This is a genomic window from Glutamicibacter sp. 0426 (genome assembly GCF_001906485.1).
Lineage (GTDB): Bacteria > Actinomycetota > Actinomycetes > Actinomycetales > Micrococcaceae > Glutamicibacter > Glutamicibacter nicotianae.
Genome location: NZ_MPBI01000006.1, coordinates 22954 through 46766, shown reverse-complemented (window position 1 = coordinate 46766; position 23813 = coordinate 22954). Strand labels below are relative to the sequence as shown.

At 63.0% G+C, this 23813-nt stretch carries 19 protein-coding genes; 4 read left to right on the top strand and 15 right to left on the bottom strand.

Translation table 11 applies throughout. The features are described from left to right. Positions 1-16: 16 nt before the first annotated feature. Positions 17-2929 carry an FAD-binding and (Fe-S)-binding domain-containing protein gene (locus tag BKX98_RS14290; protein WP_073707749.1) on the bottom strand — a complete coding sequence of 971 codons (2913 nt, stop codon included), beginning with the start codon at positions 2927-2929 and terminating at the stop codon, positions 17-19. A gap of 108 nt (positions 2930-3037) precedes the next feature. On the opposite strand from BKX98_RS14290, the gene BKX98_RS14285 reads away from it, so the two are divergent. Then, a complete protein-coding gene (locus BKX98_RS14285) occupies positions 3038-3763 on the top strand; it encodes a GntR family transcriptional regulator (protein ID WP_073707748.1) in 726 nt (241 codons plus the stop codon). Here BKX98_RS14285 and BKX98_RS14280 read toward each other — a convergent pair. The 3 genes from BKX98_RS14280 to BKX98_RS14270 form a co-directional block, all read right to left on the bottom strand. Beyond that, complete coding sequence (locus BKX98_RS14280; protein ID WP_198934384.1) at positions 3760-3978, bottom strand: hypothetical protein; 219 nt, start codon at positions 3976-3978, stop codon at positions 3760-3762. The genes BKX98_RS14285 and BKX98_RS14280 overlap by 4 nt on opposite strands. Before the next feature lie 18 nt (positions 3979-3996). Beyond that, entirely contained in the window at positions 3997-5358 is a 1362-nt protein-coding gene (locus BKX98_RS14275) for a TRAP transporter large permease subunit (RefSeq protein ID WP_233125394.1), read from the bottom strand. Positions 5359-5668: 310 nt separating this feature from the next. Further along, complete coding sequence (locus tag BKX98_RS14270) at positions 5669-6445, bottom strand: hypothetical protein (RefSeq protein WP_143181143.1); 777 nt, start codon at positions 6443-6445, stop codon at positions 5669-5671. 206 nt (positions 6446-6651) lie between these two features. Here BKX98_RS14270 and BKX98_RS14260 point away from each other — a divergent pair, with 206 nt between their 5' ends. Next, positions 6652-8709, top strand: coding sequence for a S9 family peptidase (locus tag BKX98_RS14260; protein ID WP_083586944.1), 2058 nt, complete (start codon positions 6652-6654; stop codon positions 8707-8709). 34 nt (positions 8710-8743) lie between these two features. Here the strand turns inward: BKX98_RS14260 and BKX98_RS14255 are convergent, their stop codons facing one another. From BKX98_RS14255 to BKX98_RS14220, 8 genes are all read right to left on the bottom strand, one after another. After that, positions 8744-11317, bottom strand: coding sequence for a hypothetical protein (locus BKX98_RS14255; RefSeq protein ID WP_073707743.1), 2574 nt, complete (start codon positions 11315-11317; stop codon positions 8744-8746). Beyond that, positions 11317-12822, bottom strand: a complete 1506-nt coding sequence (locus BKX98_RS14250) for a hypothetical protein (RefSeq protein WP_143181142.1) — start codon at positions 12820-12822, stop codon at positions 11317-11319. The genes BKX98_RS14255 and BKX98_RS14250 overlap by 1 nt, the downstream gene beginning before the upstream one ends. A gap of 59 nt (positions 12823-12881) precedes the next feature. Continuing rightward, positions 12882-13778, bottom strand: coding sequence for a sigma-70 family RNA polymerase sigma factor (locus tag BKX98_RS14245; protein ID WP_073707741.1), 897 nt, complete (start codon positions 13776-13778; stop codon positions 12882-12884). Positions 13779-13807: 29 nt separating this feature from the next. Further along, on the bottom strand, positions 13808-14248 hold the full coding sequence (locus BKX98_RS14240; RefSeq protein ID WP_038993240.1) for a carboxymuconolactone decarboxylase family protein: 441 nt from the start codon (positions 14246-14248) through the stop codon (positions 13808-13810). Positions 14249-14382: 134 nt separating this feature from the next. After that, positions 14383-15798 carry a dihydrolipoamide acetyltransferase family protein gene (locus tag BKX98_RS14235; protein WP_038993239.1) on the bottom strand — a complete coding sequence of 472 codons (1416 nt, stop codon included), beginning with the start codon at positions 15796-15798 and terminating at the stop codon, positions 14383-14385. A gap of 20 nt (positions 15799-15818) precedes the next feature. Beyond that, complete coding sequence (locus tag BKX98_RS14230; RefSeq protein ID WP_038993237.1) at positions 15819-16796, bottom strand: alpha-ketoacid dehydrogenase subunit beta; 978 nt, start codon at positions 16794-16796, stop codon at positions 15819-15821. Continuing rightward, positions 16797-17939, bottom strand: a complete 1143-nt coding sequence (pdhA, locus tag BKX98_RS14225) for a pyruvate dehydrogenase (acetyl-transferring) E1 component subunit alpha (protein ID WP_073707740.1) — start codon at positions 17937-17939, stop codon at positions 16797-16799. A 127-nt stretch (positions 17940-18066) separates the two neighbouring features. Continuing rightward, on the bottom strand, positions 18067-19176 hold the full coding sequence (locus BKX98_RS14220) for a histidinol-phosphate transaminase (RefSeq protein WP_073707739.1): 1110 nt from the start codon (positions 19174-19176) through the stop codon (positions 18067-18069). 82 nt (positions 19177-19258) lie between these two features. Between BKX98_RS14220 and BKX98_RS14215 the strand changes: the two genes are divergently transcribed. Then, a complete protein-coding gene (locus tag BKX98_RS14215; protein WP_073707738.1) occupies positions 19259-19645 on the top strand; it encodes a phage holin family protein in 387 nt (128 codons plus the stop codon). Between the two features lie 162 nt (positions 19646-19807). Here the strand turns inward: BKX98_RS14215 and BKX98_RS14210 are convergent, their stop codons facing one another. After that, entirely contained in the window at positions 19808-21157 is a 1350-nt protein-coding gene (locus tag BKX98_RS14210; RefSeq protein WP_073707737.1) for a hypothetical protein, read from the bottom strand. Positions 21158-21159: 2 nt separating this feature from the next. Further along, complete coding sequence (locus tag BKX98_RS14205; protein WP_073707736.1) at positions 21160-21573, bottom strand: hypothetical protein; 414 nt, start codon at positions 21571-21573, stop codon at positions 21160-21162. Between BKX98_RS14205 and purB the strand changes: the two genes are divergently transcribed. Further along, positions 21572-22981, top strand: a complete 1410-nt coding sequence (gene purB, locus BKX98_RS14200) for an adenylosuccinate lyase (RefSeq protein ID WP_073707735.1) — start codon at positions 21572-21574, stop codon at positions 22979-22981. The genes BKX98_RS14205 and purB overlap by 2 nt on opposite strands. 87 nt (positions 22982-23068) lie before the next feature. On the opposite strand, the gene BKX98_RS14195 is transcribed toward purB, so the two are convergent. Continuing rightward, complete coding sequence (locus BKX98_RS14195) at positions 23069-23752, bottom strand: GntR family transcriptional regulator (protein WP_073707734.1); 684 nt, start codon at positions 23750-23752, stop codon at positions 23069-23071. Positions 23753-23813 lie beyond the last annotated feature (61 nt).

Here is a 23813-nt window from a genome sequence, read left to right as displayed (position 1 = left end):
TTCGTTCCGAGCCTGTCTAGCCGGTGATCTTGGCCTTGAGCAGCACCTGCGCCAGGTGCATTCCGCGGGCCTCTGTGCCCTCGGCGATCTGCGTGCGGCAGGAGAATCCGTCGGCGAGCACCACATCGTCCTGCGCACGATTGCGGATGGCCGGGAAGAGCTCGCGTTCGCCCAGCGAGCGGGATAGTTCCGCATGTCCGGGTTCGAATCCCCAGTTGCCGGCCAAGCCGCAGCAACCGGTTTCGATTTCGCGCTCGTCAATGCCGATGCTGCGCAGCACGGCCGAGGACGAGCCATGGTCGCCCTGCGAACGCTCATGGCAGTGGACCTGCGACACCGCGCCGACATTCAGCTGTTCGAAGGGCCAGCCGGCGCTGGGCTTGCCATCGGCCGGAACGTGCTTGGCGATCAGATCCGCGAACGGCACGACGGCTGCCGACAGCGCAGCCGCGCGCGGGTCCTCGGGAACCAGCTCGGTGATTTCGTGGCCGAGCATAACCGTGCATGACGGTTCCAGGCCGATCACCGGGTAGCCTGCCTTGACCAGGGGTTCCATGACGTCCAAGGTGTGCTTGATGACCTTGCGCGCGGTATCCAGCTGGCCGGTTGAGTGCCAGGTCAAACCGCAGCAGACGAATCCTTCGGGAATGATTACCCGGTAGCCGAGGGTTTCGAGCACTTCGACTGCCGCCTGGCCCGGCCCGGTATCCAGGTGGTTATTGAAGGAATCTGGCCAGAGCACCACGGTGCCCTGCGGCGATTCGGCTTCTGTTTCCTTCCGCTTGGCCGCCCAGCGCTGCAGCGATTCGCCCGAGAACGTGATCATCTTGCGTGTCGGTTCAATGCCGCCAACCTTCTTGACAAGCCGTTGCACCGCGTCGATGCGCAGCACCGTGTTGGCCAAGGATGCCGCACCTGGCACCTTGTGCATCCAGTGGGTGAGCTTGGGTAGCCACCCCATGGTGTAGTGCGCCATCGGGCGGATGCGACCCTCGTAGAACTTGTGCAGGAACTCCGACTTGTAGGTCGCCATATCCACATTGACCGGGCATTCGGAAGCGCAGGCCTTGCAGGACAGACAGAGGTCCAGGGCGTCCTTCACCTCTTCGGACTTGTAGGCATCGGGCAAGGTGGTGCCGCGGAACATCTCGGAAAGCACCCGGGCACGGCCGCGCGTGGAGTTGACCTCGTCATGGGTGCCCTGGAAGGACGGGCACATGGCCCCCTCGTCCGAACGGCACAGGCCTACGCCCACGCAGCGGTTGACCGCGTTGACCAAGGAACCCTTGTCGCGCGAGAGCGCATGAACCGGCGTCAGCTCGAAGCTGCGCTGCCCGGGTCCGGGACGCAGCGACTCATCGATGCGTTCCGGATTGACCAATACCCCGGGGTTGAACAGGCCCTCGGGGTCAAAGGCCGCCTTGAAGCTGGCGAATGCCTTCATCATCTTCGAGCTGTACATGCGGGTGAGCAATTCCGAGCGGGCCCGGCCGTCCCCGTGTTCGCCGGACAGGGAGCCGCCATGCTTGGCCACGGTGTCGGCGGCCTGTTCCATGAACTGGCGGAAGATCGCCACGCCTTCATTGGTGCCCAAGTCGAAGGAGATGCGCACGTGGACGCAACCCTCGCCGAAGTGCCCGAAGGGGATGCCGCGCAGTCCATGGGCGTCCATGAGCGCGTACAGATCGCGCAGGTATCCGGCAAGATTCTCCGGCGGTACGGCTGAATCTTCCCAGGACGGCCAGGCCTCGCCGCCATCTGGCAGGCGGGTGACAATACCGGCGGAGGCTTCGCGGATCTTCCACAGCGTGCGGGCCTCGGCATGGTCCGTAACGACCACGGCATCGATCGCGGCCCCGGCCGCTGCATCATACGCTGACTGCACCAGCTCATCGGCGATGCTTCGTGCTTGTTCGATAGTTTGCCCGGCTGTCTCGCAGAAGAGCCAGCCGCCGGCCTTGGCGACGCCACCGCGGTTGGCGGCACCCATGCCAGGCAGATTGGATCCGGCACTCTGCTGACCGGGGCGGCTGCGCAGCGCATCGAGCAGATCTCCGCCCATGCCTTCCGCAGTGGCAAGACCGGGACGGCGCAGGGATGCTGCCGCGGCCGCGGCATCGAAAACAGTTTCAAAAGCCAGGACTGCCAGCGCAGTATGCTTCGGCTTCTCGACAAGGCGCACCACCAGCTCGGTGATCACCCCGAGGGTGCCTTCGGACCCAGCCAGCGCCTTGGCGACATTGAACCCGTTTTCCGGGAGCAGATAGTGCATGCCGTAGCCGGAGACCTGGCGGGCGAAGCGGCCCAGTTCGGTGCGCAATTCCTTGAGGTTCGCATCGCGAAGCGCCTTGAGCTTTCCGTCAAGCTCTTCGCTGCTGGTGCCATCGGAGTTGACCTCGACCACGGATCCGTCGCCCAGCATGATCTTCATGGACACGACGTTGTCCGCGGCGGTGCCCCACGCCAGCGAGTGCGAGCCGCAAGCGTTGTTGGCCACCATGCCGCCTACGGTGCAACGGCTATGGGTCGACGGGTCCGGGCCGTAGGTCAGCCCGTATTCAGCAGCCGCATCACGCAGCTGGTCGCAGATGACCCCAGGCTGGATGCGCGCGGTCTTCGCCTCGGGATCGATGTCGAGGATCTTATTGAAATAGCGGGAGGTGTCCAGCACCAGACCTTCGCCGATGGCATTGCCCGCAACCGAGGTGCCTCCACCTCGCGACGTGATCGAAAGGCCTTCGGCCTTGGCATACTCGATGCCCAAGGCGATGTCGGCCTCACTGCGCACTTCAAGTACAGCCTGCGGCACCCGGCGGAAAATCGAGGCATCGGAAATATATGCAGCCCGAGTCGTCAGATCGGTCCGTAGCCGTTCCCGCATCTCAATTGCCTCAGGGGTCAGGGTCTGGATGCTCGACTGAGCTGACATGGTGAGCGCCTCTCGTTGATTCGTCTCATCAGAGTAACATGTTACACACTGTTTAGGTTCTTGATTACGTGAAAACTCCGCAGTCGATTTCAATGAGAGAATCAGTTCATGACCTCCGATCCCCAAGTCCCCGCCCAACATGGGCGCACATTGACCGAACAAGTGATGGACTATGTCCGTTCAGCTGTCATTTCTGGGGAATTGAAGACCGACACCCTCTACAGCGTCTACCAGCTGGCTGATCGCCTGAAGATATCCCGCTCACCGGTGCGCGATGGCTTGTTGCGCCTGGAGGAAGCCGGCTTGGTTGAATTTGCTCGTAATCGCGGCTTCCGCATCATTCCGACCCAGCCAAAGGATGTCGCAGAAATTTTCTCGCTCAGGCTGGCGCTGGAGGTTCCCGCCGCATTCAGGGCCGCGCAGGCCTGCACCCCGCAGATCGCGGCGCGGCTCAATGACATCGTAGCCGGCTTGGCCCGATGCGCCGAAGCGGATCTGACCGAAGAGTTCTTCGATCTGGACCAGCAGCTGCACGACTTCATCCTTGAGGTCGCGCAGTCGAACCGCGGGCGCAACATCGTGAACCGCCTTCGTGTCGCAACGCGGCTGCTTGGTGTTTCCACCGCAGGCAAGCAGCGCACCCTGGGTGACATCATGGCCGAGCATGAACCGATCATCACCGCCATCTCCAGCGGCAATGCCCCGGCGGCTGCGCTTGCCATGCGCCAGCACCTGGTCGCGACAGGAAAGCTACTGCTTGTACAAGCAGTTCAGGGCCAAGGCTTGGACCTTGACCCTGAAAACTTGTGGACTGAACTGACAGCTGGCTACTAGTCCTGCTCGTCTTCCTTGTATTCCTTTGAATACTGCAGCACGAAGGCGCACAGTGCGCACGCGGTCGCAAAACTGAAGGTCCACGGATACAGGATCTGCTTGGCTCCGCTGACCAGATCACCATTCAGTGACAGCACACCGGCCAGCTGGGTACCGACGATTGCAGTGCCGCCGATCATGAACAGCGCCAAGAAGACCAGGAATAGTATTTTCATGAGTCGCATGTTTTTCTCCTACGAAATCGGAATCGGCAGCCAGCCCATGCCGACAAGCCAGGCAATGACGATCATTGGCAGCACGAAATAGCCCAGCAATGGCATGAACATCTTGGTTGGATTGGTTTCGGCAAAGCCGGCAGCCAGATAGATCGGCGCACCGACCGGTGGAGAAGAACCCTCTGTCGAGGTGCACAACAGGACCGTCACCACGGCGATGACTGGATCGATACCCACGCTGGTCAACGCCATCACTGCCGGCGCACCCACGGCCGCGGCGGTTGCCGTCGAGGACAGCGGGGTGGCTACGACAACGGCCATGACACAGACGATTGCGACAATCGCCGCCTTTGGCATATCCAGAGAACCCAGGAAATCCGAAAGCTGCGGACCGACGCCAAGCGCTTCCATGATGTTCGAAGCGCTCAGCGCAGCGAACAGCGAAACACCAACAGTGGCGAACTGCGGCAGCTCGCGATTCAGGATCACCTTGAACTTCGAATCCGGCGCGAAGATCCGCTTTCGGCCCTCGATCAATGCGATCGCCGAGATGAGAATCGGAACCCAAACAATGATGGAGATCGAGCCCATCGAGTCCTTGCCCACCAACTCCGGGCGGGACAGGAATTCAAACAGCGGGCCGAAGGTCAGTGCAACAGGGATCGCGATGCCAAGGAAGATCAGTAGCGAGCGCCATCCTTCGCGCAGCGCTTGCCCTAACGTCGCCATGCCCTCCCGATTCGCTACGGGAATGCCGTCGGCACGAGCCCAAGTGAACACCAGGATCATGCGGTAGAGCACGCAATAAGCACCGCCAATGGCCAGTGCAACATATACGTCGCCAGCAGAAATTCCAGCGGCGGCCGGCATGGCCAAGAGGATGAACATGGTGCTGTTCGGCGGGAGCGCGACGCCCAAGCCGGAGTTTCCCGCTACCAGCGTTGCGGCGCGATTGGACGACCAGCCGTTTTCCTTCATCCACGGAATGGTTACCGAGCCGACCGTCGCCGTGTTGCCTGCGGTAGATCCTGCCACCAGCCCGATTGCGGCCGAGCCCAGGGTCGAGACGTAGGCCGATCCACCGCGAACGCGCCCGAACATCGAATTCAGGATATGGATCAGGCGCTCGATCAGGCCTGTCGCCGAGACGATCACCCCCATGAACACAAAGGCCATGCCCGCGAAGGTCACGTCTGATTGGAAGCCGTCAACTACGGCTGCGCTCAACAGGTTCAGCGCATCCGCGCCGCCGACCAGCGAACAAGCTATCAGCGCTAGTACAAGCGCCTCTGAAATACGCCGTTTCAGTACGACGTTAACTATGACTGTCACGGCGATGAATACGCCCAGTGCCAGCACGCCCATGTGTGCACCTTTCACGTTATGACTTTGTGTGCCTACACACAGTAGCATGTTACAGGCCACACAATGTGACAGAGGAGTCTTTTTGGGCTTTGGTTACACCGCTCGAACGGCACAGCCAAGCCTGCTTGTCGTGGCCAAGAGGCTTGCAGTGCACCCTGCAGCTTCGCTGCTCAGCGGCAATTTCTCCTGCCCGTTTCCTCGGCCTTCAGCATCTGCACCACTTCCGCGCCCTTGCGCGGAATGCAGTTTTTTGAGGCGTGAAGAAAGACAACAGAAGCCAGGGCGATTGCCTGATTTCTGTTGCCTTTCCTATGTTCCGGCTTGGCTAGCCGACGGCAGGTTCCACGCTGAGCAAGATGTCGCGCACCAACGCGTACTGCCCGGTGTCCAGGAACTGCTGCGCTTGCTGCTTGGTCGGTTCGTCAGGAACACCATGGCCTTCCAGATAGTCCTCTTCAACCCACATCATCGGCGACTGCTCGCCGATCCTGAAGAAGTTCAGGTCCGGGTTCTCATCGCGCTTGGCGAGCTCTTCGTCATCCATCAGGGCAATGTCGAATCCTGAATCCTTCTCCCCATCTTCTTGGTCCGTCGATTCCCAGAACTCGGCAATCAGGCTCGTCGGGCGGAATCCGGTATCCGCTCCGGGATTTTCAAGTTCCTTGCGATCCAGCAGCTCCCGTTCATACAGCGCCATGTCTCCATCCGGAGAGGTTGCCGTGGTGGGAATCAGGGTCAGCACGTGCTTGCCTTGCGCGTCCTTGATCTCCCATTCATCCCATTCGGTACACTCGCCGTCGCAGTCGTCCCCGGCGGCAGTCCACTGTTCCGGGGTAAAGAAGCGGATGCCATGCACTTCATGCATCTGGCTCAGCTCTGGCGCCGCCGAGCTTGGCGCATCCGGGCTTGCGGTGCTTTGCGTTGGGCTGGATTCGGGACTGGAAGCAGTCGGCGCGCTGGCACTTGTCGATGGCGACGTTCCGCTTGGTCCTGCGCTCTGGCTTTCGGCCGGTTCCGGCTCGGCTCCCTGGCAGGCAGCCAGCATCAGCGCTGCCGCGCACATCATCGGGAGCGCCCCAAGACGGGTTCTGGCACGGTTCATCTTTTCCAACTCCTTGATCGATTATCCGGTCATGCAGCTGACATCGCGAGCTCCCCCATGGAACCCATCCTCCACGGCCTTGCAGGTTTTTCCAATAGCTGTGCCATAACTCCTTGGTTGCAAGTTGCACCGGCCTTTCGTTCCGATGCCGCGTAATTTTCGATATTCGGTAGTGCCCGGCCGCGAACAGTGGCAAGATATGTGAAGTGGAACACTCTAAGCATTCATTTCATAATTTAGATTCTTTTATCGGCCTGGGCCGGCTCAGCGGCCTGGCGCTCTCCCCCGACGGCACGAAGCTCGTCACCACTCTCAGCACCCTGTCCGAGGATGAGACGAAATACGAAAGCGCCCTCTGGTCGCTGGACCCCAAAGGCCAGGAACCGGCACGCCGGCTGACTTTCGGCGAGCACGGCGAATCGCAGCCGCAGTTCACCGCCAACGGCGACCTGCTCTTCGTGTCCAAGCGCTCATCCAAGGAAGACGCCAAGGCCGAAGGATGGATCCTTCCGGTGGCAGGAGGCGAAGCCCGCTCGGTGATCTCCCACCCGGCCGGGGTGCAGTCCTTACGGATCTGCAAGCAGTCACCGCAGACCATCGTGCTGCGCACCTCGGCCTTCAGCCGTGCCAAGGACCTGGAGTCCGAAGCGGCGCTGCGCACCGGCCGCAAGGACAAGAAGGTCTCGGCAATCCTGCACACCGGCTACCCGGTGCGCTTCTGGGACGAAGACCTGGGCCCGTCCACCCCGCACTTCTACACCGGCTCCCTGCCGGACCCCCAGGACACCAGCGGCACCCAGCTCACCGATCTCACCCCGGGCATCGGCGCGAACCTGGAGGATACCTACTACGATGTCGCTGCCAACGGGGCCTTCCTGATCACCGAATGGCAGGTTCCCGAAGGCCGGGCCTCCTCGGCCCCGGGATTGATGCGCATCGATCTGCACACCGGCGCCCACGAAATGCTGCTCGCCCCCGACGACACGTACGAATACACGCTGGGCAAGATCAGCCCGGACTCCACCCAGCTGGCCTATGCACGTTGGGAGCGTTCCACCGCCGAAACCGCCCCGGTCTTCGAGCTGTGGCTGATGGACCTGGCCGACGGCGCCACCCATCGGATCGCCGCCGGCTGGGACCGCTGGGTCAGCGACCTGCAGTGGGTTCCCAATGGACGCTCGCTGCTGCTGGTCGCGGACGACAACGGCCATGCCCCGGTCTTCCACCTGAGCTTGTACAACGACAAGATCACCCGGCTCACCGAAGACGGAGCGTTCACCGACGTGGTCATCAGCAGCGACTCGCGCACCGCCTACGCGTTGCGCTCCAGCTACCTGCACCCGGCCGAACCGGTAGCCATCGACCTGGCGCACACCGGCGACCTGGAGCCGGGCGAATTCGCCGCCTTGACCGAGCTGCGCTCCCCGGTTGCCCGCCCGGCCTTGCCGGGCACGCTCACCGAGGTGACGACCACGGCCGAAGACGGATCGAGCGTCCGCGCCTGGCTGGCCCTGCCGGAATCAGCTTCTGCCGCCAACAAGGCGCCGTTGCTGCTGTGGATCCACGGCGGACCGCTGGGCTCGTGGAACGCCTGGAGCTGGCGCTGGAGCCCATGGCTGCTGGTAGCCCAGGGCTATGCGGTGCTGCTGCCGGATCCCGCCCTGTCCACCGGCTACGGCCAGGCGTTCATCCAGCGCGGCTGGGGCCGCTGGGGCCAGGAACCGTACACGGATCTGCTGGCCATCACCGATGCCGCCGAGGCGCGCGCCGACATCGATGAAACCCGCACCGCCGCGATGGGCGGCTCCTTCGGCGGCTACATGGCCAACTGGGTGGCAGGGCACACCGACCGCTTCAAGGCCATCGTCACGCACGCCAGCCTGTGGGCACTGGAAGGCTTCGGCAAGACCACCGACGCAGCGTTCTACTGGACCCGCGAGATGAGCCCGGAAATGCGCGAGCTGAACTCGCCGCATCATTCGGTGGGCAGCATCGTCACCCCGATGCTGGTCATCCACGGCGACAAGGACTACCGGGTGCCCATCGGCGAGGGCCTGCGCCTGTGGTACGAGCTGCTGGCCGATTCGGGGCTGCCGCAAAAGGAAGACGGCAGCACCGAGCACCAGTTCCTCTACTTCCCGGATGAGAACCACTGGATCCTCACCCCGCAGCACGCCAAGATCTGGTACCAGGTCGTCACCGAGTTCCTCTCCCAGAAGGTGCTGGGCAACGAGGCGCAGGAACTGCCCGAGCTGCTGGGCTGAGTCCGAGCAGGATCCGGCTGCCGGGGCGGAAGCACTACCGTCCCGGCAGCTGGACTTCCGCTGGCGCATCCCCGCCGGCACCGCGGCTGGCCAGCACCAGCGCCTTGGCCCGCCGCGCCACATCGGCATCGCGTTCGCCCAGCAACGCCACCAGCTGGGCCAGATGCGCCGCACGCTGGGCATAGCCGGCCTGCAGGCGCTGTCCCAAGGTCATCGAGGACAATTCCTCGGCCTCGCGCCACGCCATCATCAGGGCGCGCTCGAACAAGCGCTGGCCTGCCTCGTCGGCAGTCCCCGCCTCGCTTGCACCGAGCACTGCCACCGCATTGATCTGCGAATCCTCCAGGCCCTTGGCCAGCTGCTCCAGCTGCCGGCGTGATTGCTGCACCGACCGCGAACCGCGGGAGAACCGGGTCAGCTGCGTGCTGGCCCCCAGCAGGTACTGGATCACCTGGAGAACGTTGATTACCGTGAAGAACAGCATGAACACGAGCATCCAGTACAGCAAGGTGGTGTTGTAGTCCGGCTGCTCATAGCCGGCCCGCTTGAGCACCACGGCGAAGTCCTCGGCCGCACCGGCCGCTTCCATCGCCGGATAGTTCGACTCGTAGATGCTTCCGTGCTCCCACCCGCCGGTCGTTCCCCACGAGGCGGTACCGCTGATGACCGCACCGGAAATCAGCCCGGGCATGATGCCCTTGCCTTCATCCGTGATCAGCAGCGGAATGATCGTCAGGTCCTCGGGTAGCTCCCCGTTGGCAGGATCAGCGCGATCAGAATATTCGTCCTTGATCCGCAAGATCGCCGAGCGCACGCTCTCGGGTGTCGATTCGCGGAAGTCATAGCCTTCGACCTCGTTGAGATCCAGGTAGGCCTCCGCATCGCGCACCGCGACCAGAATCCGCTGTGTGGTCTCGAAGTCTTCCTCCATGTACCGGCGGATCTCTGACTCGTCAACCAGCTGGCCCTGGTCATCGATTTCAAGTTCCATTCCCCGGCCGGACCCCTCATAGGTGCGTTCGGGTTCGTTGGCTATCGAGGAGACAATGAGCCCCGAGGCGATCAGGCTGCCCACCAGCAGGGCCGCAAGCAGTCCAAACTTCCACGCCCGGCGCAGCTTCGGCGGTTCATCACCAGCTGCCTTGCGGGTGCTGGCGAGCCGCGCCAGCATGCGCTGCCAGCCAGCAGGTTCGCCCGATGCCCCTCCGGCAGCCTGGTCGGTCTGCAGCGTGTCGCCGAGCACCCCGCGGGCCAGCGCATTCGCCGTGGCGATCTGCTGCAAAGCGCTCTGCTTGGTGACCGGCGGCAGCCCCAGGCTGGCGCGCAGCTCATTGTGCTGGGCACCAATCGGCGGCACCTCCTGCTTCTGGCCCCGCGGATAACGGCGCAACCGGGTCGAGATCTTCGCGGCAAGCTTGGCCAGCTGCTTTTCGGCGTCGGCCCAGCGCTCTACGGCCGTGCGCTGGCCGGTGTCGCCGTGGGCGGCGTTGAGCAGTTCGCCCAAGGCGCCGCGGAAATCCTCCAGGTCCTTGCCGGCAACCATGGTGCCCGGAGCTGTTTCCAGCCGGATCAGCAGCGCCGTGGCAGCATCGTTGATCGGGGCGCTGAGCTTGTCGAAGGTGGACCCGGTCCCGGCCAGCTGGGCATGCACCGAGCCGGCGCCCATCAGGGAGTCAGCCAGTTCCGTCAGCTTGCGTGCATCGGCTTCGAAAGCGGCCAGCTGCTGACCGGTCTTCTTGTCCAGGCAGGCGGCGCGGTCGAAGATCAGGCGCACCAGAGGGTCCTCGCGCCGGGCGGCATCAAGGGAGAGCGCTTCGAGCTGCCGCCAGGCCTTGGTGAAGCCGGCCGGGCGGTGCCCCGGATCAGCTGCCTGGTAGGTGGCTTCCAACGCTTCGAGATCCAGGACCACGCGAGCCAGCTTGCGCTGGGCCGCGGCCAGCCGCCGGTGCCGGGAAGCCCACCGGGAGCGGAAGCGCAGGGCGCTGGCCAGCAGCGCGGCGGTGAGCATGGCGCTGGCGCCCACTACGGCGAACCAGAAGATCGCCGAGTTGCTGGGCGAATCATCCAGCAGCACGGCGGCGGTATGCGCGGCGGCCACCGCAGCCTTGGGGCCATGGCCCACCGAGATGTTCTTGATGAAGGCATTCTCGATATCGAAGCGCAGGTCGTCATGCGCGTCGTCGGAGGCGACCAGATTCCGGTCCACACCCACCCCGGAGAAGCGCTGCTCGGCCTCGCTTTGCCCGGAATCCCGGTTGTCCATCTTGGTCGAAACGATGATCTGGTTTTCGTGCACTTCCCCGCGCAGCAGTTCATCGCCCGTTAGCCAGCGGTCGGCAATGACCAGTTCCAGCGGGGCCGTGGCCCGCACCGGGTGCCGGGCCAGCTCGGCGTCCACCGTCTGCTGGGTGATGTTGAAGCCGTTCTCCCCCTGGACCACTACCGTGACCTCATAGGGTGCAGGGACGTTGGCTGCCTGCACCGCAAGCACGGCGCGCACGCCCAGGGCCGTGGTCACCAAAGCCATGAAAATGGCAGCGATGGCGGTCCAGTGGAAGGGGCGGCGCAAGCGCCGTCCGGTGGAATCATGCATCAAGCGGGCAGGCATCAGCGGGCCTCGCTTCCCGGCAGGAAATTCCTGAGCAGCGCAATGGGATCATTTTCCAGCGCAGCGTCAGCCGGTTGCCTGCCTGCCATCCGCTCACCCAGCCCCTGCGGAACCTTGAGCCGCGCCTGCCCGGCTTGCGCCAGCGCATCGCGCAGCACGCTATCGAGCTCGTCGCGCAACTCCCAAAGCCGGTCCAGAATGCCCGGAGCATCCTGGGCTCCGGTGTTCCGCCGGCCCACCCGGGTTCGCAGCAGCTGCAGCTCATCGGTATGGGTGATGATCACGGTGCGCGCGGCCTGGGCGCAGCCCAGCTGCCCTGCACCGGGAAGATCGAGGAACAGCGCCAGGTCTTCCAGCCGCTCACGGTGGTATTCGAAAATCGATGCCCAGGATTCGCGAGAATCCCGTGGCCGTCCTGCGAAGTCGTGGGCCAGCTGGACCGCGCCGCGCAGCAGCGAGAGTTCGCGTTCGCGGTGGCGCAGATCTGCCAGTTGCTTTTCGGAGACCTGCTCCTGGACGGCGATTCCCGGATCCAGGTCCTGTGCGTGCTGGGTACCATGCTGGGTGCCGGCACGCTGCTTTTCCAGTTCCGCCATCGCCTCGGTCAAGCGGCCCTGTTCCGGCAGGCCCAAGTCGGGCACCGGTTTGCGGCCGAGGTAGCGGCTTGCTTGCTGGATCCGCGATTCGAGCAGTTCGGCCTGCTTGAGGCGTTCGGCAGCCGCCGCCTTCTTGGCCTTGCGGCGCTTGGCGCGCCACGCCCAGGCGAGCATGAAGACGATTGCCACAGCGAGCACGACCACGGCGATCACCTTGGACAGCGTCCGGTCCGGCGGCGCCTGCAGCTGCTGGGTCGTGGCCAGCGCGACCTCGGTGATGCCTGCGGTGTAGTCCCCCGCCCTAAATGCCTCGTCGCCGGCTGCCAGGATCTTCTGGCTGGACCCGGGGTCCGTTTCGCTGATATCGCGCCCGGGATCCACGAAGACCTCGACCTCATCGGCGGGGTCCTCGGGCAGCATCACGCCGATGGCAATCCACCCTTTGCCCACGTAGCCCAGGGTCTTTCCGTTCTCCAGCCAGTCATCGCTGAGCGCGTCGCTGTCCCCGAACATCAGCATCCCGCGCACCAGCTGCGCGGCTCCCTTGAGGTTGTTCGGCTCCTGGTCCACCCCGAGCAGGATCTTCGCATCCTGCTCGCCTACGGCGTGCCGGACCTGGTCCATGATCTTTTCCGAATCCACGTCATCCAGTGCCGCGTCGGTCACCGCAAGGTAGAAGTTGCCTTCCTGGGATGTCACCGACGGGATGAGGACCGTGCCCTCGTCTTCGGCGCCATCGCTGGGTGTCGCCGAGGGGTACACCGGTGCCGGTGCTTCGGATTCCGTGGCCGCGGCAGACGCGTGGGCTGGGACGGTTGCGGTGCCGAGGCTGAGCACAACGGCGGCCAGCAGGCACGCACACTGGATCCTGCCCAGTGCCAACGGACCAAAGCTGCGGGGTCGATTCATGGAAACTACTGTATCAACAAGGATTTGAACAACTCCGCTCCACGTGGAACAGTCTTCCGCTACCCGTCCAGAATGGTCCACTGCGCACTGGCGTGGGAAAGCTTGTCCGGGTTGGACACCAGCAAGATGGTTTGAATGTGTCCTGCGGCCACCTCGATCGCCACCACGTCCTGCCGGCCCGCCAGCTTGAAAAGCAGTGCAGGCGCCTGATTCATTTCTCCCAAGAAGACGCTTCGCCCTGGATTTTTCCGCTCAACGCCAACCAGGAAGCGGGCAATGCGCTGCGCGCCAAGCACCGGGTTCAACGCGGCCCGGGCCTTGCCTCCGCCGTCGGAGTAGAGCACCGCATCCTTGGCCAGCAACTGGACCAGTTCCTCGGCGTCGCCATGGCGTATGGCTGCCACGACCTTCGACAGCAATGAGGATATTTCGCTTGCTTCCCTGCTGGGTGCTTCGGTGTGCCCCAGTTTCTTGCCGGCCCGGCTCAGCAGCTGCCTGACCGCGGCCGGCGAGGCCTCCAGCACCTTGGCAATCTCTGCAGCCTTGTAGCCCAGGGCATGGTGCAGCACGTAGGCGGCCCGGGCCTGGGGCGAGAGCTCTTCGAGGAGGAAGAGCACGCCGAGGCGTAGCATGGATCCAGTCAGGGCCTCATCTTCGGGAAGCGCCAGCTGCCCTACCGGTTCGGGCAGCCATTCCCCGACATATTCGGTCCGCTGGCGCTGAGCCGAGCGCAGGACGTCAATCGCCCGGCGCGTGGCAAGCGTGGTGAGGAACGCCGGCCAGTTCCGCACCTGTTCGGTGGCTGCCGGGGTGAGCTTGAGCAGCTGCTCGGCCACTTCGCTGACCACGTCTTCGGCCTGCGCCCACACGCCGAGCATGTTGTAGGCCAGGACGGTCAGCCGGCGCTTCTCGGCGTCCCACTGCGCCAACGCTGCAGATTCCGTTGGTTGCTCCACGCGCCAGATTCTACCTGCGCTTCCCGGCACTAGTCGCGCACTGGCGGTTCGAGCTGGGTCGGAATGGCAATGCGGTTCCAGACATTGATGGTGGCGATCGCCAGGATCAAGTTGCCGATTTCTTCCTCGCTGAACTCGTCAGCGGCCGCGTCCCAGACTTCGTCGCTGACCCCGGTGGCAGGATCAAGCCGGGTCACCGCATCGGTCAGCCGCAGGGCAGCGCGCTCGGCGTCGGTGAACAGTGGGGAATCGTTATAGGCAGCCACGGCAAAGAGCTTCGCGGTGGACATGCCCATCTCCATGGCGTCGTGGGAGTGCATATCGGTGCAGAAGGAGCAGCCATTGAGGATCGAAGCGCGCAGCTTCACCAGCTCGTAGAGCTCCTTGGGCACCGACTGGCTGGCGTAGGCTTCCAGTCCCAGTACGGCGGCGTACCCCTTCTTGTGCGTTTTGCTCAAATTCATGCGCATGGCGTGTCTCCTGTCATTCGATTTTCCAGGCAAGTTCCTGCCCTTCAAAAGCACGTCGAAACCGGAGCTTAAATTGTGACACCCCGGAGAGAACTTTTTTCAGAAGTTCTCTCCGGGGTGCTGTTATCCGCAGATCAGTCCAGCAGCATGGCTGGTTCCTGCAGGATCGATGCCACATCGGCCATGAAGCGGGCCGAGAGATCGCCGTCAACCACGCGGTGGTCGAAGGATCCGCCCAGGGTGGTGATCCAGCGCGGAACCACTTCGCCGTCGACAACCCACGGCTTCTGGCGGATCGTGCCGAAGGCGACGATGGCCACCTCGCCCGGGTTGATGATCGGGGTGCCGGTGTCGATGCCCAGCGCACCGATATTGGTGATGCTCAGCGAACCGTCGCGCATGTCTTCCGGTCGGGTCTTGCCGGCACGCGCGGTCGTGGCCAGCTCGTTCAGCGCGATGGCCAGTTCCTTCATGTTCAGGTTCTGCGCGTCCTTGATATTCGGCACCAGCAGGCCGCGCGGGGTGGCTGCGGCGATGCCCAGGTTCATGAAGCGCTTCTGGTGGATCTCCGCGCCGTTCTCGGTTTCCACCCAGCTGGCGTTTACCGAAGGGTTGCGGGCGGCAGCCCAGATCACGGCCCGGGCCAGCACCAGCAGAGGCGAGACCTTGATTCCTTCGAAGTCGCGGGACTTCTTCAGTCGTGCCACGTATTCCATGGTGCGGCTGGCATCCACGTCCACGAAGATCGAGACATGCGGTGCGGTGAACGCGGAGTCCACCATGGCCTTCGCGGTGGCTTTGCGCACGCCACGCACCGGAGTGCGTTCGACGCGGGCGTCGGCCAGCTGGCCGTGGGCCCAGTAGGTTGGTGCCGCCGCGTGCTCGGCTTCGCGCTGGGCCTGGTAGCTGTTGACATCTTCGCGGGTAATTTCGCCCTGAGTGCCGGTGCCCACCACATCGTTGATGTCGATTCCCAGCTCCTTGGCCAGCCGGCGTACCGGCGGCTTGGCCAGCACGCGGTCCACGAAGTTCGCCATTGCCGGCTTGCGGCGATCCACTTCGCGAGTCACGGCGGTACCCAGGGACTGCGCGCGGCGCGAGATGGTCTCGGCCAAAGCGGAGCCGGAGGCACGGACCGCTGCGGTGCGGGCACCGGCTGCCGAAGGTGCGGGGCGGCTGGTGCGCTTGCGGCGCACGGAGGAATCAGCGGTCGGGCCCGAACCGACCAGAGGGCCGGGTTCCTCGCTGGCCTGCGGCGCTGCGGTGGCCAGCGCCTCGGCTGGTTCCGGGGTGCCGGTCGGCGCCGGCTTGCCGCCTTCCTCGTCGATGGTGATCAGCGGGTTGTCCACCAGCACGGTGTCGCCTTCATCCGCGTGCAATGCGGTGACCACCCCGGCGAAGGGGCAGGGCAGCTCGACCAGCGACTTGGCGGTTTCGATCTCGACGAAGATCTGGTTGACCTCAACGGTGTCCCCTACTTTGACCTTCCAGGAAGCGATATCCGCTTCGGTCAACCCTTCGCCCACATCGGGGAGATTAAAGACTGTCATTTCTACTCCTTGGATTCCGCTCAGTAAGCGAAGGACCGGTCGAGGGCTTCAAGCAACTTGTCGATATCCGGCAGGTACTGGGATTCCACCTTGGAAATCGGGTACGGCATGTGGAATCCGCCCACGCGCAGCACCGGTGCTTCCAGCGAGAGGAAGGCGCGCTCGGTGATGCGGGCGGCGATTTCGCCACCCAGGCCGCCGAAGGTCGGCGCTTCGTGGGTGACAATCAGCCGTCCGGTCTTCTGCACCGATTCGGTGATGGTGTCGAAGTCGATCGGCGAGAGCGAACGCAGGTCGATGACCTCGATGGAGCGTCCGTCTTCCAACGCGGCATCCGCGGCGGCCAGGGCGATCGGCACCAGCGGGCCGTAGGCCACGATGGTCGCGTCGGTGCCCGGACGGACCACCTGCGCCTTGAACGCATCCAGGGCCGGGGTCCCGGTGTCCACTTCTCCCTTGAGCCAGTAGCGGCGCTTGGGCTCGAAGAAGATCACCGGATCTTGGCAGCTGGCTGCCTGCTGGATCATCCAGTAGGCGTCATGCGCGTTGGACGGAGTGATGATGCGAAGGCCAGCGGTATGGGCGAACAGCGCTTCCGGGGATTCGGAGTGGTGCTCGATGGAGCCGATGCCGCCGCCGTACGGGATGCGGATGACCACCGGAGTGGTCAGCCGGCCTTCGGAGCGGGCGTGCATCTTGGCCAGCTGGGTGGTGATCTGGCTGAAGGCAGGGAAGACGAAGCCGTCGAACTGGATTTCCACCAGCGGGCTGAAGCCGCGCAGGGCCATGCCCACGGCGGTGCCGACGATGCCTGCCTCGCCCAGCGGCGAGTCGATGACGCGGTGCTCGCCGTACTTGTCGATCAGCCCGTCGGTAATCCGGTATACGCCGCCGAGGCGTCCGATGTCCTCGCCCATCAGCAAGGACTTGTCGTTGGTTTCCAGCACCTTGTCCAGGCCGCTGGTAATGGCCTTGGCCAGGGTCATCGTGGTGGTCATTTAGTGCTCTCCCTCAGCCGCATCGGCGAATCCTGCTTCGTATTCCAGATGCCAGGCCAGTTCTTCCTGGATCAGCGGATGCGCTTCGGCGTACACCTGCTCGAACGATTTGGCAAGCGGCGGGACTGGGAAGGCCATGGCGTCTTCGCGGACCTTGGCAGCCATTGCGTCGGCGTCGGCGGACAGCCGCTCGAAGAAGGTGTCATCAACCAGGTTGTTATCGCGCAGGTAGGTTTCCAGGCGAATCAGCGGATCCTTCGGAGCCCACTGGGCTTCTTCTTCGCTCATGCGGTATTTGGTCGGATCATCGGCGGTGGTGTGCGCTCCGAGACGGTAGGTGACGGCTTCGATGAGGACCGGGCCCTTGCCGCTGCGTGCGTGTTCCAGCGCCCAGCGGGTGACGGCCAAGACTGCCAGCACGTCGTTGCCGTCGACGCGGACTCCGGGCATGCCGTAGCCAGCGGCTCGGTTGACCAGAGGCACCTTGGACTGGACCTCGAAAGGCACGGAGATCGCCCACTGGTTGTTCTGGCAGAAGTAGACCACCGGTGCATTGAAGGAGCTGGCGAAGACCATGGATTCGTGGGTTTCGCCCTCGGTGGAGGAGCCATCGCCGAAGTAGGCGACAACAGCATTGCCTTCCTTGGCACGGCGGGCTTCATCCCATCCGCGCTGCTCCATGTTCAACGCCATGCCGTAGCCGGCGGCATGCGGCATCTGCGCGGCCAGCACCATGGTGTACATGTGGAAGTTGTTTTCCCGGGGATCCCAGCCGCCGCCGGAGATGCCGCGGAACAAGCGCAGCATTTCCGAGAAGGAGACGTCACGGGTCAGCGCTACGCCGTGCTCGCGGTAGGTGGGGAAGATGTAGTCGCTTCGGCGGGTGGCGCGGCCGGAACCGATCTGCGCCGCTTCCTGCCCGCGCAGCGGGACCCAGAGGCACAACTGCCCCTGGCGCTGCAAAGCTGTGGCCTCTTGGTCGAATCGACGCGTCAATGCCATGTCGCGGTAGAAACCGCGAAGCATGTCATCATCAACGTCGCCCAGATACGCATCGTACGTTTCATGGGACTGACGCTGGCCGTCCGGAGTCAGGATCTGAATCAGATCCGGTTCCGTCGCCTCGGTCGCAGCTCGCGTCATTTATCATCCTTCGGTCATAAATATGCCCCACGCGGAATACATTCCGCATGGGACATATACGGCTTGTCCAGTTCCTAAGCCTATAGGCTTTGACCGCCAAAACGCGAGAAATCAGCGCCCGTTACCCCTATGCCAGGTCGAGTGATTCCTTGCACAGTTCAATAAAGCGATCGTTTGCCTCAACTTCGCCGATGGAGACCCGCACTCCCTCGTTCGAGAAGCCGCGCACAGACAACGCCACGGCGTTGGCCCGCTCGACAAACTGGCCGGTCTTTTCTCCCAGCGGCAGCCAGACGAAGTTCGCCTGGGTGGAAGGAATCTTCCAGCCCATCTCGGCCAAGGCCGCCGCCACTCGTTCGCGTTCGGCCACCAGCCCCTCGACACGCTCAAGCACCAGGTCGATATTAGCCAGCGAAGCGACCGCGGCATCCTCGGCCACGCTGGAGACGGCAAACGGGGTGGCGACCACGCGGATGTTCTCGGTGATCTGCGGATGGGCCACCGAGTAGCCGACCCGGAGATTCGCCAGGCCGTGGGCCTTCGAGAAGGTGCGCAGCAGAACGACATTTTCGTTCTCGTTGTAGGTGTGAATGCCATCCACCGATTTCTCATCACGGACGAACTCGATGTAGGCCTCATCCAGGACCACCAGCACGTTCTTCGGAACGCGTGCCAGGAAATCATCGACCTCGGCCTGGGTGAGTACCGGTCCGGTCGGGTTATTCGGGGTGCACAGCAAGATCACTGAGGTGTTCTCGTTCACCGCGGCGATCATGGATTCCAGATCGTGGCGCCCATCTTCCAGCAGTGGAATCTCCACCGGCAGCGCACCGGCGGTCTGCACGATAATCGGGTAGGCCTCGAAGGAACGCCACGCATAGATGACTTCATCCTGGATGCCGTCCTCGTTCTGGCCCGCGAAGGTATTCAGGATTTGCACCAGCGCGCCGAGGGAACCGGCGCCGGTCACGATATCTTCAGCCGGCACGTCCAAATAATCGGCGAGGGCCATGCGAAGCTTGGTCGATAGCGGGTCTGGGTAGCGATTCAGGCTGTCCTGCTCGACGACTGCCTGATGCACAGCGTCCAACGGGCCAAAGGGAATCTCGTTCGATGACAGCTTGTAAGCTTGGACGCCTTCAACTGGAGCAGGCGGCTTGCCCGCAGCGTATTTTGGCAAACGTGCAACTACAGAGCGTGGCTGCACCTGATCTTGGGTCACCGGGTTCTCAGTCATACCTCAAAGCGTAGTCCTCACTATGGGTTTAGCGATATCCGAGGTTCATCCGAATCCCAGATTTCTGTGCCAAAGTTAAGCCATGAGCTTTCTGATTCGAGTCATCGTCAATGCGCTTGCCCTCGCCGCCGCCGTTTGGGTGGTGCCCGGTCTCAAGATCGTCGCGGCAGGCGAAGGCACCATGAGCACGGTCATCGCCTATCTGGTCGTTGCAGTCATCTTCGGCTTGGTCAACGCCTTGGTCCGTCCAATCGTCAAGCTTTTCTCCTTGCCGATCACCTGTCTCACCCTGGGCCTGTTCACAATCGTGATCAATGCCCTGATGCTCTTGCTGACGTCATGGCTGACGACCTTCACGCCCATCGAACTGGTCATCGAGCAGTTCTGGTGGGATGCCATCGCCGGCACGATCATCATCTCCATTGTCTCGGCGGTCCTCGGACTATTCGTCAAGAGCGATCGCGACTAAGCGGACTACCGCTCACGGCTAAAAGAAGACGGCAACCGGCAGGTGCCGTCTTCTTTGGTTAGTTCCCAATTGGCCGGCCCGGTCATCTCCCCGTTTCCGCTGCCTTTTACTGTGGCGTCGGAAGATACTGGCCTTGGATAGCGCGCTGCAGCTTTGGGCATCTTAATGGGGCGGCGCCACATGCTTGAGCCGACGCTTCTCCTCTTCCGTGATGGGCCGAGGTTCTTTCGGCTTCCGCTCCAGCTTGAACATGCGGATTTTCACCAGTGGTTCGGGGAGGTAGTACTTCTCCAGATGCTCCCTGATTTCCAGCTTCGGATTCTCATCGAGTTCCAGAAGGTGGTCACCGTAATTCTTGAGGTTATGCGGAGCGCCAAAGATGCCATCGTCGGGCAAGATGTCCTCCATGTGCTCCCGCGGGCCCGCGAAGGTGGTCGTGTAATGCTCCCCCTTGCCGGGGTTGGGCCCGCCATCGGTACCCGGCACCATATCCTTCTGGTCTTCAACCGACAGGCTGCGTACGTCTTCTGGCAGGTCAATCGTGCCGATGGGCGATCCAAGGGTCAGGACTTTATTCAGCTTGTACTTGTGCTTCAAGAACTTGTTCTTCGACAGCTGGGCCACATGAATGCCCCCTTGCGAATACCCGGAGAGGATGAGCTCATCGCCCTCTTTCGCTCCGCTGATCTCCAGTGCCTCATCAAGCGGTTTCGCGAAGTTCTCGGATTCGACCCCGAACCCGTCGGCGATGCCTTCCGGGCCAAAAGGCGAAGGAACTTCCGAGTCATTCTGTGTACCCGGGAAGATCGCAATGTACGTATCCTCGTCAGCCTTCACGATCATGATCTTCCCGTTATTCTCCGTCCCTTCGCCTTCCAGCATTTGGTGCAACTGGAAATAGCTTTGCATCTTTCCATCGACTTCAACCGTTTGCGTTGGATCCTGCCGGGTGAGCTGTATTCCGGTATTGCGATCTGCTCCCAGCCGCCGGATAAAGCCCGACAGATCCTTGGCTGCACCTTCGATCTGCTCGGTCAGCGTCAGGTTCGATCCAAAGGGCCAGCGCGGCAGGTACGAAAACATCAAGCGCAGGAACATTTCCATGCTTTCCAGAGGCGGACGCCAGCCGTTGTCGCGGGTCTCGGAAATGAAGTCTCCCACCAGCACGGCTCCCGTGCTGGCTAGCACCATCCGTTCAGCAGCGGACTCGGCAACTTCATAGTTCCGCATGGCTTCGGAGACTTTTGCGGTCAGATCGAACGCTTTAATTTGCCCCTCTCTGGACTGCTGATAGGCGTCCCTGATCAAGTCGCCCAACAGCCCGACGTTATACCCCCTGGCACCGATGCCTGACACCATGCACTGCAGATCCAGGTCGCGCTGGCAGCTATCAGCTGCCTGCGCGGCTTTGAGCAGTACCTCGGATATGCCATCGATATCGTTGGCAACCCGCTGGCAGATCTCCCCTGCCTCGGCGTAATCCAACGAGTTGTAATTGACTTCATATCCCATGGCTACGAGGCCATTCGCTGGTTCATGATTTGTGCTTCGAGGTTCTGGATCTCCCGCATGGCTACCCCTACGTACTCCTCCGCGTCGCCCAGCTCGCTGTTGAGCATTTCCAGCCGGCGGCTCAGCTCGTCGACATTCTCCAAAAACGCCTTGCCTGCCTTGGAATTCCAAGTCAATGAATGGATTGACCCCAACTGCGCGATGGCGAATTGAGTGGTTTTCCGTGCGTCATCGAGTTGGCTCGCCACCGTCAGCAGCGTCGCTTGAAACATCATTTTCCTGCTCCGCATCCTTGAGAATTTGTCCACCATCATGGACAGCCGCGATTCGGTGCCAGCAGGATTTGGGCCCAGTTGTGGAAACAGGAACGGTGTAAAAGATGTGATGTAGCGCCGGGGATGGAAGAATATGAGCATGGCTGAGATTGCGCGCACTTCCCTTGCTAATGAACCACTGGCTTTGACTGCCCTCGACGGACGCTACCGCAGCGCCGTGGCACCACTGGTCGACTACCTTTCCGAAGCGGCTTTGAACCGCGACCGCGTTCACGTCGAAGTTGAATGGCTGATCCATTTAACCGACAACTCCGTTCTTCCAGGCACCTCCCCGCTTACTGCGGACCAGAAGGCGGCACTGCGCAAGATCGTCACCGATTTCAATGCTGACTCGGTGAAGGAACTGGCAGAGATCGAAGCTGTCACCGTTCACGACGTTAAGGCAGTGGAGTACTACATCGCCAACCGCCTGGAAGCAATTGGCATCGGCAACCTCAAGCCGCTGGTGCATTTCGGCTGCACCTCCGAGGACATCAACAACCTGTCCTACGCGCTGGGCGTCCAGGGCGGCGTGCAGCAGGTATGGCTTCCAGCAGCCCGCGACCTGGTGGCCCAGCTGTCCAAGATGGCCGAGGATTCCCGCGACGTGCCGATGCTCTCGCGCACCCACGGCCAGCCAGCCACCCCGACTACCCTGGGCAAGGAACTGGCAGTGCTGGCATGGCGCCTGACCCGCCAGCTGAACCGTGTCGAGAAGACCGAGTACCTGGGCAAGATCAATGGTGCCACCGGCACCTATGCGGCCCACTATGCTTCGGTTCCAACTGCCGACTGGCAGAAGGTTGCCAAGGACTTCGTCGAGCACCTGGGCCTGACCTGGAACCCGCTGACCACCCAGATCGAATCCCACGACTGGCAGGCAGAGGTCTACGCAGACATCGCCCGCTTCAACAGCATCCTGCACAACCTGTGCACCGATGTCTGGAGCTACATCTCCATCGGCTACTTCGCGCAGATCCCAGTGGCAGGTGCCACCGGCTCCTCGACCATGCCGCACAAGGTCAACCCGATCCGCTTCGAGAACGCAGAAGCCAACCTGGAGATCTCCAACGGCCTGCTGAACACCTTGGGTTCCACCCTGGTGACCAGCCGCTGGCAGCGCGACTTGACCGACTCCTCCTCGCAGCGCAACATCGGCACCGCCATCGGGCACTCGGTGCTGGCGATCTCCAATGTCGCCAAGGGCCTTGACCGCCTGGATGTTGCCGAGGCCGTGCTGGCCGAGGATCTGGACCACAACTGGGAGGTCCTCGCCGAGGCCATCCAGATGGTCATGCGCGCCGAGGCCATCGCCGGTGTCGAGGGCATGGACAACCCGTACGAGCGCCTGAAGGACCTGACCCGCGGCCACCGCGTGGATGCAGCCCGCCTGAAGGAATTCGTTGGCGAGCTGGGCCTGTCGGCCGATGCTGAAGCCCGCCTGCAGTCCCTGACCCCGGGCACCTACAATGGCATCGCTTCGCAGCTGGTGGACCACCTGAAGAAGTAGCCGTACGGCACAAGCCGGGCCCGGTACGTCGAGTTCGACGTACCGGGCCCGGCTTTCCAGTTAAGGAACAGCCACCGGGCTACGGCGTTAGCGCAGCTGGCTGACGAATCCGGTGCGCGCATGCAACGAGGACAGCACGTGGTCGCGGGCGGCCTGTTCGATGCGGGCCGCGGGCGCGCCGTCGCGGATCAGCCGCAGCAGTTCGCGGTGCTCATCCACAGCGGCGTGCGCCCGCTCCGCATCCACCGCACGCTCCGCCGCATGCAGTGCGGAGAACTTGCGCCATTCTGCCTCGACCAGCTCTCGCAGCCGCGCGTTCGGGCACCCGGCATGCAGCACCGCGTGGAACTTGGTGTTCAGCCGGGTGTATTCGGCCGGGTCGAAGTCCCCCAACAGACCTGCGAGCCGCTCATTGATCTGTTCCGCCCGATCAAGCGCGGCGCCACCCACTGCCAGCGCGGCCAGCGCTGTAGCCGACCCGTCGAGCAGCGCCAGCGCCTCCATGCCCTCGCGGTAGGCGCGCTCGTCGAGTTCGGCGACCCTTGCGCCGACGTTGCGCTCGATCTGCAGCAGGCCCTCGGCGGCCAGCCGGTGGATTGCCTCGCGCACCGGCACGGCGCTGATCTCAAGGTGTGCGGCAATAGGCCCGGCCAGCACCCGCTGGCGCGGTGCCAGCGCGCCGTCCAGCACCTGTTTGCGCAGGTAGTCGTAGGCCAGATCGGCCTTGCTCCGGCCGCGCTTGCTTTCCGCTTGCGCTTGGCTTGCCGTCATGGTTCCTGCTTTCACTCGCGGGTTGACCCTCAGATTTTATAATATAAAGTGTGTAACGGGA

Coding starts and splice junctions, on each gene's coding strand:
- BKX98_RS14285 (WP_073707748.1), top strand. CDS start 3,038: ATGACCTCCGATCCCCAAGTCCCCGCCCAACATGGGCGCACATTGACC.
- BKX98_RS14220 (WP_073707739.1), bottom strand. CDS start 19,176: ATGACTGAGAACCCGGTGACCCAAGATCAGGTGCAGCCACGCTCTGTA.
- BKX98_RS14230 (WP_038993237.1), bottom strand. CDS start 16,796: ATGACCACCACGATGACCCTGGCCAAGGCCATTACCAGCGGCCTGGAC.
- BKX98_RS14235 (WP_038993239.1), bottom strand. CDS start 15,798: ATGACAGTCTTTAATCTCCCCGATGTGGGCGAAGGGTTGACCGAAGCG.
- BKX98_RS14205 (WP_073707736.1), bottom strand. CDS start 21,573: ATGCTCATATTCTTCCATCCCCGGCGCTACATCACATCTTTTACACCG.
- BKX98_RS14255 (WP_073707743.1), bottom strand. CDS start 11,317: ATGCCTGCCCGCTTGATGCATGATTCCACCGGACGGCGCTTGCGCCGC.
- BKX98_RS14250 (WP_143181142.1), bottom strand. CDS start 12,822: ATGAATCGACCCCGCAGCTTTGGTCCGTTGGCACTGGGCAGGATCCAG.
- purB (WP_073707735.1), top strand. CDS start 21,572: ATGGCTGAGATTGCGCGCACTTCCCTTGCTAATGAACCACTGGCTTTG.
- BKX98_RS14280 (WP_198934384.1), bottom strand. CDS start 3,978: ATGAAAATACTATTCCTGGTCTTCTTGGCGCTGTTCATGATCGGCGGC.
- BKX98_RS14195 (WP_073707734.1), bottom strand. CDS start 23,752: ATGACGGCAAGCCAAGCGCAAGCGGAAAGCAAGCGCGGCCGGAGCAAG.
- BKX98_RS14270 (WP_143181143.1), bottom strand. CDS start 6,445: ATGAACCGTGCCAGAACCCGTCTTGGGGCGCTCCCGATGATGTGCGCG.
- BKX98_RS14215 (WP_073707738.1), top strand. CDS start 19,259: ATGAGCTTTCTGATTCGAGTCATCGTCAATGCGCTTGCCCTCGCCGCC.
- BKX98_RS14290 (WP_073707749.1), bottom strand. CDS start 2,929: ATGTCAGCTCAGTCGAGCATCCAGACCCTGACCCCTGAGGCAATTGAG.
- pdhA (WP_073707740.1), bottom strand. CDS start 17,939: ATGACGCGAGCTGCGACCGAGGCGACGGAACCGGATCTGATTCAGATC.
- BKX98_RS14210 (WP_073707737.1), bottom strand. CDS start 21,157: ATGGGATATGAAGTCAATTACAACTCGTTGGATTACGCCGAGGCAGGG.
- BKX98_RS14240 (WP_038993240.1), bottom strand. CDS start 14,248: ATGCGCATGAATTTGAGCAAAACGCACAAGAAGGGGTACGCCGCCGTA.